16 protein-coding genes are annotated in these 12,270 nt (G+C 47.4%); 13 read left to right on the plus strand and 3 right to left on the minus strand.

Annotated elements, in window-relative coordinates; genetic code table 11:
* The first annotated feature begins 8 nt into the window (after nt 1–8).
* The 12 genes from Q0174_RS04770 to Q0174_RS04825 all read left to right on the plus strand — a co-directional run bounded on the left by Q0174_RS04770 (nt 9) and on the right by Q0174_RS04825 (nt 8,728).
* Complete coding sequence (locus tag Q0174_RS04770) at nt 9–1,169, plus strand: hypothetical protein (RefSeq protein WP_298041967.1); 1,161 nt, start codon at nt 9–11, stop codon at nt 1,167–1,169.
* Between the two features lie 105 nt (nt 1,170–1,274).
* Nucleotides 1,275–1,754 carry a hypothetical protein gene (locus Q0174_RS04775; RefSeq protein WP_298041969.1) on the plus strand — a complete coding sequence of 160 codons (480 nt, stop codon included), beginning with the start codon at nt 1,275–1,277 and terminating at the stop codon, nt 1,752–1,754.
* A 73-nt stretch (nt 1,755–1,827) separates the two neighbouring features.
* Nucleotides 1,828–3,102, plus strand: coding sequence for a spore photoproduct lyase family protein (locus Q0174_RS04780; protein WP_298041971.1), 1,275 nt, complete (start codon nt 1,828–1,830; stop codon nt 3,100–3,102).
* Between the two features lie 147 nt (nt 3,103–3,249).
* Nucleotides 3,250–3,393, plus strand: coding sequence for a hypothetical protein (locus Q0174_RS04785; RefSeq protein WP_298041973.1), 144 nt, complete (start codon nt 3,250–3,252; stop codon nt 3,391–3,393).
* A 42-nt stretch (nt 3,394–3,435) separates the two neighbouring features.
* Nucleotides 3,436–4,101: an SDR family oxidoreductase gene (locus tag Q0174_RS04790; protein ID WP_298041975.1), complete on the plus strand. Its 666-nt coding sequence runs from the start codon at nt 3,436–3,438 to the stop codon at nt 4,099–4,101.
* A complete protein-coding gene (locus Q0174_RS04795; RefSeq protein ID WP_298041976.1) occupies nt 4,091–4,570 on the plus strand; it encodes a hypothetical protein in 480 nt (159 codons plus the stop codon). Before Q0174_RS04790 ends, Q0174_RS04795 begins: the two co-directional genes overlap by 11 nt.
* A gap of 34 nt (nt 4,571–4,604) precedes the next feature.
* Complete coding sequence (locus Q0174_RS04800; protein ID WP_298041978.1) at nt 4,605–5,099, plus strand: hypothetical protein; 495 nt, start codon at nt 4,605–4,607, stop codon at nt 5,097–5,099.
* The gene (locus Q0174_RS04805; RefSeq protein WP_298041979.1) at nt 5,086–6,009 is read left to right on the plus strand and encodes a hypothetical protein; all 924 of its coding nucleotides are present in this window, start codon (nt 5,086–5,088) and stop codon (nt 6,007–6,009) included. The genes Q0174_RS04800 and Q0174_RS04805 overlap by 14 nt, the downstream gene beginning before the upstream one ends.
* 100 nt (nt 6,010–6,109) lie before the next feature.
* Nucleotides 6,110–7,138 (plus strand): hypothetical protein, encoded by a 1,029-nt coding sequence (locus tag Q0174_RS04810; protein ID WP_298041980.1) that lies wholly within the window; start codon nt 6,110–6,112, stop codon nt 7,136–7,138.
* A 122-nt stretch (nt 7,139–7,260) separates the two neighbouring features.
* The gene (locus Q0174_RS04815) at nt 7,261–8,004 is read left to right on the plus strand and encodes a hypothetical protein (protein ID WP_298041982.1); all 744 of its coding nucleotides are present in this window, start codon (nt 7,261–7,263) and stop codon (nt 8,002–8,004) included.
* An 11-nt stretch (nt 8,005–8,015) separates the two neighbouring features.
* Nucleotides 8,016–8,534, plus strand: a complete 519-nt coding sequence (locus Q0174_RS04820; RefSeq protein ID WP_298041986.1) for a hypothetical protein — start codon at nt 8,016–8,018, stop codon at nt 8,532–8,534.
* Between the two features lie 17 nt (nt 8,535–8,551).
* The gene (locus Q0174_RS04825) at nt 8,552–8,728 is read left to right on the plus strand and encodes a hypothetical protein (RefSeq protein ID WP_298041988.1); all 177 of its coding nucleotides are present in this window, start codon (nt 8,552–8,554) and stop codon (nt 8,726–8,728) included.
* A 35-nt stretch (nt 8,729–8,763) separates the two neighbouring features.
* Here Q0174_RS04825 and Q0174_RS04830 read toward each other — a convergent pair whose 3' ends face one another.
* The 3 genes from Q0174_RS04830 to galU form a co-directional block, all read right to left on the minus strand.
* Nucleotides 8,764–9,156, minus strand: a complete 393-nt coding sequence (locus tag Q0174_RS04830) for a VOC family protein (protein WP_298041990.1) — start codon at nt 9,154–9,156, stop codon at nt 8,764–8,766.
* A gap of 234 nt (nt 9,157–9,390) precedes the next feature.
* Entirely contained in the window at nt 9,391–10,653 is a 1,263-nt protein-coding gene (locus Q0174_RS04835) for a glucose-6-phosphate isomerase (RefSeq protein ID WP_298041991.1), read from the minus strand.
* On the minus strand, nt 10,640–11,476 hold the full coding sequence (gene galU / locus Q0174_RS04840; RefSeq protein WP_297945016.1) for a UTP--glucose-1-phosphate uridylyltransferase GalU: 837 nt from the start codon (nt 11,474–11,476) through the stop codon (nt 10,640–10,642). Before galU ends, Q0174_RS04835 begins: the two co-directional genes overlap by 14 nt.
* Before the next feature lie 70 nt (nt 11,477–11,546).
* On the opposite strand from galU, the gene Q0174_RS04845 reads away from it, so the two are divergent.
* Entirely contained in the window at nt 11,547–12,155 is a 609-nt protein-coding gene (locus tag Q0174_RS04845; RefSeq protein ID WP_298041993.1) for a YigZ family protein, read from the plus strand.
* Nucleotides 12,156–12,270 lie beyond the last annotated feature (115 nt).

Here is a 12,270-nt window from a genome sequence, read left to right on the forward strand (position 1 = left end):
GGGCGGCGATGATACTAATCTGCACGGCTTTGCGCTGCGAAGCCCAAGCGATAATCGAGAGTTTTAAACTTACGCGTAGCGGCGATCTATTCGCAGGCGAGCAGATGCTTCTATACATCTGCGGCGTGAGGTTTGGGGCTAAATTTAAAGCGGGCGCTGCAGGCGACATAGAAATAGAATTTAAGAGCGAACCCGGCGCGGAATTTGTTCGTCGCGCCGATACAGACGTAGAATTCGGGCGCGAGCTTCGCAAGGATCGGCGCGGCGCGGACGTGAAATTTGAGCATCGTTTGGACGCGGGCGCACTCTGCGGCGGCGATGTAGAGGTCGGTTCTGCGCGAAATGTGGCTGAAAATTTTGAAATTTTAAATTTTGGTTCCGCACAGAATTCAGAGCGCTTTGGTGAAATTTTACTTTCGCGGCGCGTGGACTTTGCGCTAAACATAGGGGTTTGCGGCTGCGAGGATACAAATGTGCAAATCGGCGAGGCATTTTACTTTGACGGCACGGCGGCGCAGGAATTTTACGGCGAGCGCGGATTGGAGCTTTACAACTCGCAGACAATGGGGCGCGGCGCGCAGACTCCGAAATTTCAAAACGTTTGCGAGCGGGAATTTTGCGGCGCGAGTTTAGACGGCAAGCTGCGGGCAAATTTAATCTGCGTAAGCGAACCTAAAATTTTAAACGCAGCCGAGCAGACCGATAAGGCAAATATCGCAGAGATCGAGGCGTGCGGCGAGATAAACGCACAAGCCCCAACGCAAGGGGCGAACGGCTCAGCAGATACAAAAAATTTCACGCGCGACGCGACGCGGGCTGAAATACAAGGCGCGACGCAGGTCGAGGCGCAAAATTTAGAGAGCGTAAAACCCTCACAAATCGCGGTAGGCGGGCACAGCGTCGCGATGAATACCGCAGCACGAGCAGTACAAAATACGCCGTACACGGCAAAATACGCTACCCGCGAGCGTGCAAATCGCGGTATCAGGCTTTACGATATGGAGAGCGCGCTTTTCGTGGGTGCTTGCGAGCGCGCGGGCGTGCCGTGGGCGATGATGAAGATCGTAAGCGATCATCTGCGCGGCGAGCGACTTAGCAAAAGCTTCGTCTACGAGCTAGTAAAGGCGCGCCTGCCGCAAATCCGCGCCGCGATAAAAAGTAAAATTTAACTACGAAAACGTACGCGAAAAAACCGAGCCGAGAGATAAAATTTTGGCTTCATATGCCGAATACGACGCGGAATTAGAAAGTATTGCATAGTTACAGGAGAAACGATGAAAATAAAAGGCTCTTATCTGTATTTCGCCCTCTTGGCGTGCGCGTGCGTCGCGGCTTGCGCGTATGCCGTGGCGGATATGTTTGCCGATCTGCCCTCGCTAGTCTTTTTAGCCCTTTTGCTCGCATTTGCCTGCATCGGGCTATGGCTAAAAGATGCCCTAATAGGCGCGCGCTACCTATTTTACTGCATCTGCGTGCAACTGCTCTTTGCGGCGGCCATTTTCGCCGCCCTTAAATTCCCCGCCATGGCGCAGTTTGTGCGCAGTGCCGAGATAGGCATGGGCGGTGCGGGCATACCGCTAGGTATCGCTCTGATCGTGCTGCCCGCGTTTTTCTGCGCCCTACCGTATTACTACCGAACGGGCGTCAAAAAAATCCCGCAAAAGTTCGCACTCAGCGGAATTTTGATCCTAAATGTCGCTATTACGCTAGCTTACGCCTTCTATTTCGAGCGACTATTCTGCGGCACGATTTGAAATTTCAACGATTTTCAGTGACGGCGCGCGAAATTTAAGTATAATTTGCAAAATTTAAACGAAGCGGAGCAAGATGACGGAGGCGAAAAAGGAGCTAGGCACGCAGTTTGGCGTGAATCTGAGCGAGCGATCAAGCGCGTTTTTGGGCGTGCTATTTGAGAAATTTCACTTTTCATTTCAGCAAAAAAAGCAGCTTGCCGAGTTTGCGAGCGATTTTGAGGCGTGGGACGAGGCGCCCGTTTATGAGATGCTTACAAGCGAGCTGTGCGGGCTAAATTTTAATAAAGCCAAATTTAATAAAACAGGGAAAGCCCCAAACGGCGAGCAAATTTTTAATTTCGTGCGCGAAGCCTGGCTGGATCTCAAGTCGCGCCCGCACTCGTACGCGAGCTTCAAAAGCGATTACGCGCCGAAAAAATTTGAAATTTCATCCTTTCGCGCAGATCGCATCGCTTTGGGGCGCTGTCCGGTGGCGAGCGAAAACACGCGCTGCTGCAATCTGCTGACGCTCGATGCAGTCAATTCGTGCGGCTTTGACTGTTCCTATTGCGCGATCGGCTCCTTTTACAAGCACGGGAAAATCGGCTTTGACGAGAATTTCGCGGCAAATTTAGCGAGCCTGCGGCTCGATCCCGCGTGCAGCTACCACATCGGCACGGGTCAGAGCTCCGACTCGCTCATGTGGGGCGATCGCTTCGGCATTTTAAGCGCGCTATGCGATTTTGCAGCGCGGCATCAAAACGTGATTTTGGAGCTTAAAAGCAAGTCAAACAATATTAAGTTTTTCCTGCAGCGCGAGATCCCGCGCAACCTCATCGTTACTTTTTCGCTAAACACCCCCGCGATCATAGCGAACGAGGAGCATCTAAGCGCGAGCCTGGATGCGCGGCTGGCTGCAGCCGAAGCGCTCGCGGCGCGCGGCATTTTGGTGGGCTTTCACTTCCACCCGATGGTTTGGTACGAGGGGTGGCGGAGCGATTACGGCGCGCTTTTTGAGCGGCTGCTACGCAGCTTCGATCCAAGCGGTGTCGCGATGGTCTCGCTCGGCACGCTTACCTTCATCAAACCCGTCGTAAAAAAACTGCGCTCTCGCGGGCTACGGAGCAAAATTCTGCAGATGCCACTTGTGGACGCGAACGGCAAGCTGTCCTACCCGCTGCATATCAAGCGCGAGCTTTTTAAATTTGCCGCAGACGCGCTTTCGCCGTGGCGCGAGCGGGTGTTTTTCTACCTCTGCATGGAGGATGCGAGCCTGTGGCGCGAGGTTTTGGGCTGCGAGTACGAAAGTAACGATACATTTGAGGAGGCGATGAAAGCGGCGTATTTCGCAAAGATACGGCGGCGCTAGACGCGCTGTTCGCCGCAGACGTCGCAGTCCGTATCAGCTCGCATGCGGTGCCGAGAATACGGCGCGAAATTTGCAGCGAGCGAGCGGTTAAAATTTAGCGCCACACCCGGCTTTATAAATCGTGCGGGGCGGGCACAGCGAGCGGCGATGAAATTTTACAAAACGCTCGCACAGCAAAATGTCCGCGGGCTAAATTTAGAATTTTACCCGGCGCAGGTCGGCGGTGCGGATTGTTTAAACCGCGTAAATTTAGCGGCGGATACAATGGGCAGAGAAAATTTAGCGCAGTAAAATTAACGAGCCGAAGCGGCATTAAAATTTAAAGGAGAAAAGATGAAAGCATTGATCACGGGCGCAAGCGGCGGTATCGGCAGCGCAGTTGCGGAGCTTTTGCGGCAAAACGGCTATGAAATTTTAACGCTAAGCTCGCGCTTCGAGGATGCGGACGCGCTAGCGAAGGAGTGCCGCGCGCTGGCTGCGGCGCAAGGTATTGACGCGCTGATTTTATGCGCGGGTACGGCGAAATTTGCGCCGCTTGAAGCGATGAGCGAGGGCGAAATTTTAAAAATTTTAAACGTAAATCTTACCGCAAACATCATCATCACGCGCGCGCTTTTGCCAAATTTAAAACGCAACCGCGCCCACATCATCGGCATTAGCTCGATCGAGGCGCTACGAGCGAGCCGATTTAGCGCGGTTTACAGCGCGAGCAAAGCGGGGCTGCGGGCGTTTCTGCTCTGTCTTTTCGAGGAGGCGCGCAAGCAGATCAGAGTAAGCTGCATCAACCCCGACGTCACCAAAACGCCGTTTTACGAGGATTTGAGCTTCGAGCCCGCAGATGATGAGGCAAGCTTTGTGGATGCGGGGGAGATCGCAAATTTTACGCTACAAATTCTGCGCACGAAGTCCAACGTGAGCGAGTTTACGATCCGCCCGCAAATCGTAAATCTGCGGAAAAAATCAACATTTAATCGCGAAGGGGGCGAGCTTGAAAACTAGTAAAAGTAAAATTTTTATTATGTTAATTGCGGGGTTTTTTATTATTTATGGAGTTGTAAGAAGCAGCGGTATGTATTGCAATATGGAGGAATTCTTTTCTGATAAACAGGGCGAAGAGGATGACGCTTGCATCGCCAAGCTGATAAAACGAGCGGACGACGGAAACGGCTTTGCGGAAAGCAGACTAAGATACCCAAGCAGGGCGTATATCAAGCGCGTATGCGAAAAGGGGGTGGAAAACTTAGGCGAGCGAGAGAGATATTATTTCGAGCGCTACCAGAGCTGTGAGCCCTGGGGCTTTAAAACCCCAAAATTGCAAGACGGCGAAGCAAATACGACAAGCGGCGATGCGAACGCAACGGACAGCGAGGGAAATTTAACGCGCGAAAGTATGGATACAATCCACAATGCAACAGGCGTAATCAAACGCGATATAAATTCTACGGGAGGGTCAAATGCCTGGCAATAAAGCGAAATTGAAAGCTAGTAAAAGTCAAATTTTTTTGTTAATTGTAGGAGTTATTATTCTGTGCGCCCTATATATAAGCAGCAGTGGCGCGTATTGTAACATTTGGGAATCTTTTTTAAACAATAAGGGCGAAGAGGATGATGCCTGCATCGCTAGGCTAATAAAGCGCGCAGATGCCGGCGATGACCATGCGGTAAATCGACTAATGTATCCAAGCCAGGCATATATCAAGCGCACATGCGAAAAGGGGGTAGAAAACTTGAGCGAACGCGAGAGATATTATTTCCAAGGCTTTAGCGGGGATCGCTGCGAGATTTGGGGCTTTAAAACGCCCAAATCAAAAGACGGCGAAGCAAACACGACGAGCGGCGGCGGTAATTTAGCGCGAGGCGATACGAACGCAACGAGCGGCGAGGGAAATTTAACGCGCGCCGAGGCAAACAACGGCGAAGCTGACACTGTGGGCAGCGATGCGAGCTCGATAAAGCGCGAAGAAAATTCTACGGAAGAGCAAAATGCTGGGCGATGAAAATTTAGAAAAATTTTTCTCAAAAATCGACGCGACGGAGTTTGGAATTTCGGCGGGCTCAAAGTTCGCTTCAAAAAATCATAAACTTACAGGAAGCGCGAGAGACGGGAGCGACGGCGAGCTTTTAAAATCAAAAAATGGCGCGGAATTTTGCGGCAAACAGGCATATTCTAGCGGCGCGCAGCAAACTGAAATTTTAAAATTTAATGCCAAGCCGTCGCAGGCGCAGTTTGATGGCGAGCGAGCGCAGGCAAAGATCGAAAATTTCATGCGCGATCTGCTGCAAAACCACGTGCTTTGCGTAAGTGGCGCGGAATTCGCCTTCGCGGAGATCGAGGCGTATTTCACGGGCGCGGATCGTAACACCTACAAGCGCACGTCGCGGGCGGGCGAGATATTTTTTCACAATTTCGGCTTTGACATTTCGTTTCGCAGCGTCCCGCAAAGCGGCGGCGGGATTTTGGTGCGAAGCCTGCGCGTTCTAAGCGGTGCAGAGCTTTTGGCGGGAGGCTTACCGGATTCAACGGGCTGCTTACCCGGCTCGGCAGGCGGCTTGCACGGCTTGGCGGAGAGCGGTTCGTTTGGCCCCGCCGCCCCGCTCATACAAAACGGCGATTTTATCACGGGTCCGCGCAAATGCATGGGTAAAATTTTAAATCTGCAAACGCGAAATTTAAAATTTTCTTTAAAGTATGCGCCGAAAATAGCGCGTGCAGCGGGCTTTAGCAACCGAATCCGACGGGGCGAGATCGCAAATGAAGTGAATCTGGACGCAAATATGCCAAGCGGCGCGGCGAAGCTTGCGAATGAGCCGCGCAGGCTTACCAGCGAGGAGTTTGAGGCATATCTGAGCGCGGGCTACACTGCCGCGAAAACATATAAAAAATCGCTGCAAAGATACGAGAGCTAAATTTTGATCAAACGGCGCGCAGCGCACGAGCGGTAAAATTTACTGAGCTTTAAGTGGTGTGGGTATAAAATGGCGTGTCCATCAAATTTAAAGGCGGCGAATGGATCAAAACAGGCTTGAGGAATTAAAAAGGCTACTACAAAAGTGGCTTCAAGAGCCAAAGCAGAGCTCGGAACAAAATTCTAACGATGAAAATTTTAAAGCCCCAAATTCTGAAATCCAGAATTCTGAAGTTTCAAATTTTAAAGTTTCGAATTCTGAATCCATGAATTCCGAAGCTTCAAATTTTGAAACCCTAAAATCCGATCCTGGCGCTTTAAATTTAAAAGCCAAATTAGAAACCGAAGCGGATCAGAATCCTGCCTTTGAAAACAACGCAGAGCTGCAAAATTTTATCTCGGATGATAGTGGCGCTTTACGGCAAAATTCCAAAGCAAGGGATTACAACAAAGAACCGATAGCAATCAAAAATTATGAAAAATTTTTTGTATATTCGTCTTTAGTCCTATTATTGCCGATCTCTACGCTACATGCATTTTTGATTATAGATTGTATAAATCATAAAGATATTGACATAGTTCAGTATTTTGCTATTTTATTCATTATTTTACTATCTACGGTTATAATATCCATATTTACTATAATCCGCCCTAGACAAGAGATAAAATTTACAAACAATTATATAGAATTTATTAGCGACGACTTAGTTGAAAAACGCTGCGAAATTGACAAAAACGCTTTATCTTTAAATTTCTCTATCGGAATTTTGGCAAGTTTATATGAGATAGGAAAATCTGAAAAGATATTTTTGTACTTTATCGCTATTTTTATGTGTATAACGTGGTGGAATATATTTTTTATAGCGGTATTCTTTACATATTTATTCGGGTTTTTATTAAATTTTATACTTTATCTGTTTATAAATAGGAATTTAAAAGGGTTTAGGGCTCTGTCGTTTATTAGGATCGCACGCCCCTCATACGGCAGATGGTTTAGGAACAAACCCGTTTATCCAAGATATTATCTTGTTTATCTCTATAATCAAAAAATTTATGATGAAATTAAAGAATATTTTTTACGAAAAAGCATAAATATAAATAGCATTAAGAAAGATTACTTGTTTATCTAATAGGAGGATAAAATGACGAGGGAAGAGGTTATTAAGAAAGAAGTCAGGCAACGTTTATAAAAGTATTTTGTCAATTAAGCTATTATAAATTTATATCTATTTTTAAAAATGGGCTTGAAATAATGGAAAATTATAATGAACAAAAAGCCAGAGATTACGACAAAGAGCCGATAATAGTAAAAAATTATGAGAGGCTATTGATATCTACAATTACGTTTTTATATATGCCTATGATTTTAGGCGGATATATTCTAAGCATATGGGATTTAATTTTTTCAAAACATCATATATCGATGATGGAAATAGGCTCTAGTATTATATTTGGAATTTTTATAGCAATAGCATTGAGACTTATTTATAGCTGCTGCGTAAGCAATAATAATCGAAAAATCTACTTTATGAATAATTCTATAGATTTCTATAACAACGGCGAGCTTGAGAGAAGGACGAACAATATTCATTTAAATTATGTGATAAGCAGACCATTTTGGGGGTATTGCAACGATGATAAGATTCGTCGCTTCATTTATAATATTATTATAATTTTTTCTATTGCAGCCCTATCGTTTCTATCATCGCAAATTTTATTATTCTTCATTTTTTCAATACTTTCTGCAATCTTTTTGAAAATATTTTTTCACTTTTTAATTGTAGGCAATTTTAAGAATTTTTCATTCTTTTCTGCAATCGTAGTGGATTATCCGTACTATGAGCAGGAAAATACTTATTATTTAAGCTCTATTTTATCGGCAAAAAATTATTTAGTTTGCGTATATGATACAGAAAGGCTAAACGAAATAAAAGAATGGTTTTTGATTAGAAAACATATCGATATTGATAAAATAGAAAAATATTATCTTAGCTAAAGCGGGCGGTTATGGATACAAGGAACAAAGAAGCTAGGGTTAGAGATTACGACAAAGATCCGATAATAATAAAAGACTATGCTTTTTACGATTATATGAAATATTCCACGATTGCTACGCTTATAGGATGCTTATTATTCATCTCGGTCGTTACCGTAGTAAATCCCATTGAGTCCAAAAATTTTAGACTACTCCCTTTCGCTTTGGTAATGTTTTTTATCAGGCGAAAGCAACAAAAGGGCGTCTATTTCGTATTTAACGATTCGGATATCAAATATTACAAAGAAGATAAAGCTTATAAATCTTTGAAGCTTGAACAAATCGGCGCCGTTGCGATCAGTTTTGATCCTCGCTGGGACCGGCAGCAGAGGATAAGCATACCCGAAATGCTGTTTTTGTCGCTTTGGCCTTTGGGTGCATACGTTATGCGCGGAATGCATGCGATGATCGCGCTAATTTCGATGATAGCAATTAGCCTATTCGGAGCGAGCATATTGATGCATCTTAAAATGGCAGTTTCAGATGCTTAGGCGTCTATGACCGGCTTGTGATATACGGCGAAACGGGCGATCTTAGAATTATAAATGTTTTGATTTATAGCAAAAAAGAGTATCTGGAATTAAGAGAGTATTTTATGCGCAAAACGCATATAGATTTAGATACCGTCCCGCGCACCTTGTCGGTATTTAGCAAAAAGGTAAAATTTAGAAAATTTAAATTCTAATGCTCCGCTTGAAATTTTGCCTTTAAATTTGCGCGCTAATCTTCGCTGTTTTCATATACGCCGAGCTCTACGAGATTGCCGTCAGGATCGCGCAGATAGATACTTTGCATAGCGCCGCGCGCTCCAGTGCGAGGCACGACGCCAAGCTCTATTTGCGCTCCTTTGCTTTCAAGCTCCGTTTTGAGCTGCGGCGCGCTTTGCCCTTCGTAGATGAGGCAAAAGTCCGCCGAGCCCGCGATAGGACGCGCTGCAAACGGCGCAAACTCGCCCGCGTGGGTGTGGATATTGATCTTTGAAGAGCCGAAACGCAGGCTGTGTTTGCCGCCCTCGCAAACATGCTCTAAGCCCAAAATCCCTTCGTAAAATTCCACGCATTTTTGCAGATCCTCCGTAACTAGGACGAAGTGATCGATCTTCGTGATTTTCATTTCATCTCCCTGTGCGCTCGCAAGTCGCAAAATTTTTAGGTCTCGCGGTGCAATCTTGGAATTCTGACGTGAAATTTCGCGACAAAATTCTAAACGCTCGTAGCGCGAAATCAAAATTCCGCGGCGTAAATTTTAAAATTATAAAATTTAGCCTAAGTAAAATAGGGAGCGAGCAAAATCTTACTTTAGTAAAATTTGACCCGACGAAATTCCGTCTAGCTAGGGCCGCAAATTCTAATCTCGCGATTTTAAAACTAGCGATTTTAAAATTCTCTTGCCTACCTCGACGCCCGGCTGATCATAAGTGCTGACGCCCAGTATCGCTCCAGTAGCGCTGGTTAGCAGCTCGAAGTAGTAAAATAGCTCGCCCACGCTCTGTTCACAAAGCCGCGAAACCTCGATTAGATCGACGCTGATACCCTCATTTAGCACGGCTTGCAGCGTAGCATCGCACTGAAGATTTAGCACCTCATCCAGTCGCATGCCGTTTACGAAGTCGCAGCCCTCAAGACCTTGCAGACTGATACCAGGTACCGCGTCCGTAGTGCCGTTGTCCGTGAGCTTTAAGAAAGTCACGGTCTTATCCTTTACGCCGTCCATTATGAGCTGAAGGAAGCTGTGCTGATCGCGCGAGCCTACAAGCCCTACAGGAGTAAGCCCCTCGCGGCTAAAGCCGATCTTTTTACCTAGACTTTCCGCCCATAGCTGCACGTACCACTCGCCCAATGCGCGCAGCGCGTCGCCATAGCTAAAAAGGATATTAATTTTCGCACTTTTGTGTGTGGCGTAGTGATAGGCTTTTCGTAGAATTTTATTCTCCGCGATTTTAGCGGGATCGCCTGCTAAAATTTCATCCAGATACCGCTCTTTTGCGGCGGCAGCTCCGCGTAGCATCGCGCTTGCATCAAGGCCTAGCCCAACTGCGGGCACTAGCCCTACCGCACTTAACACGCTAAAACGGCCGCCTACGTTAGCGGGCATATTTATCACGCAGGCACCGTGCTCGCGCGCGAAGACATCTAGCGGCGAGCCTGCATCGGTGATGAAGATGAAATTTTTTGCTAGCGCTTTTAAATTTGAAATTCCAAAACGCTGCAAAACGACCTTAAAAAGCGAGATCGTCTCGATCGTGCCGCCCGATTTGGAGGATACTATGAAGATAGTGCGAGCAAAATTTAACCCTTCAAGCGCGCGGTTTACACTGTGCCCGTCGAGATTATCCAAAATTTCAAAGCGCAAATTCTTTCTTACGCGCGGACGCAGCATCTCATAAAGCGCTCGCACGCCCACGCTGGAGCCGCCGATACCCAAAAGCACGATCTCGTCGTAGCTTCGTGCGCTAAAAAATTCCTCCGCCCGCGCTATTTCGTCTGCGCCTTGCTGCGGCAAGCGGTAGTAGCCTATCTCGCCGCTTTCGTATTCGGCGCGGATCTTTGCCGCTACCTCCTCTAGCGCGCCCTCTTTTGCCGGTGGGAAAAACAGCTCATTTTTTACCATCGCCGAATTCTCGCTCGTAGAAATATTTGATCGCCTCCACGTAGCCTTTTACTGAGCCGCAGTCGAAGCGAGTGCCTTTAAATTTATACGCGATCACCACGCCGTTTTGAGCCTGCTTCAAAAGCGCGTCGGTAATCTGCACCTCGCCGTTTTTACCTGGCGCCGTCTGTTCGATGAGATCGAAAATATTAGGCGTTAGGATGTAGCGCCCGATGATGGCTAAGCTCGACGGAGCCTCGCTAGCTTCGGGCTTTTCTATCATATCCGAGACCATTATCAGATCGTCGCTGATGCTCTTTCCTGCGATGATGCCGTATTTATTTACGTCCTGCGGCGGCACCTCCATTACTGCAACGACACTGCAACGGTATTTTTCGTAAATTTTAACCATCTGCGCAAGCACGCCCTCGCCCTTTTCGTTCACGCACAGATCATCTGCTAGCACCACGCCGAAAGGCTCGTCGCGGATTAAAATTTTACCCGTATAAATTGCGTTACCAAGTCCCTTCATCTGCTCTTGGCGCGTAAAAGAGAAGGTGCAGCGCTTCATAAGCGCTCTGATCTCGTCGAGCAGATACTCTTTGCTGCTGCCTGAAATTTGATCCTCCAGCTCGTAGCTGCGGTCGAAATAATCCTCCAGCGCGCGTTTACCGCGACCCGTGACGAAGGCCATATTGTCCATGCCCGCCTCCAACGCCTCGTCCACGCCGTAGTGAATGAGCGGCTTCGTAAGGATCGGAAGCATCTCTTTAGGTAGCGATTTGGTCGCGGGCAAAAAGCGCGTGCCGTAGCCCGCCGCGGGAAATAAACAAGTCTGGATCATGAAGCTCCTTTGATCTTTTTTTGAACTTTTATTATAATGCAAAAAAGATAAAATTCTGCAAAGGAAAGCCTTGAAAACGATTGAAAAAGAGATCAGCGCCGCACAGGAGATCAAAAAATCAAGCTTCATCGCCTATCTAGCGCCGCTAGCGAGCTTCGAGGCGCTGCGTGCGCAGTTGCGACGGCAACACCCAAAGGCGCGCCATATAGTCTGGGCGTATCGCGCGCTGAATGAGCCCGGGCAGATCGTAGAAAACTCGAGCGACGACGGCGAACCCAAATCGACTGCGGGCGCGCCGTGTCTAAACGCGCTTCGCGGCGCCGAGCTAATTAATGCTGCCGTGCTCGTGGTGCGCTACTTCGGCGGCATCAAGCTAGGCACGGGCGGGCTCGTGCGCGCATACGCTAGTAGCGCAAATGCCGCGATAGACGCCGCCGCGGACGCCGCAGAGCTAGTGGAATTCGTGCTGCGTAAGAAGTGCATATTTTTCGTGCCGTTTGCGGCGGTGGCTAAATTTGAACATTTTTTAAAAAAATCGGGTTTCGTTTATGAAGCGAGCTTTGGCGCTGCGGGAGCGGAGTTTAGCGCAGAGCTTAGCGCGGAAGAATTTGAAAAATTTATGGGCTTTGCAGACGCTCTCGCGCCAGCCCTTAAAATGCTGCGCGAGCCGAAATTTTAAAATTTCAAGATAGTTCATCATCTCTCCTTTGTTAAATTTCTTGACATTATAAAGTGGTTAGGTAAATTAAAAGAAATTTAGCCAGACTTTAGCTGGCCTTAAAATAGGCTAAATT

Source organism: uncultured Campylobacter sp., from assembly GCF_937996225.1.
Classification (GTDB): Bacteria; Campylobacterota; Campylobacteria; order Campylobacterales; family Campylobacteraceae; genus Campylobacter_B.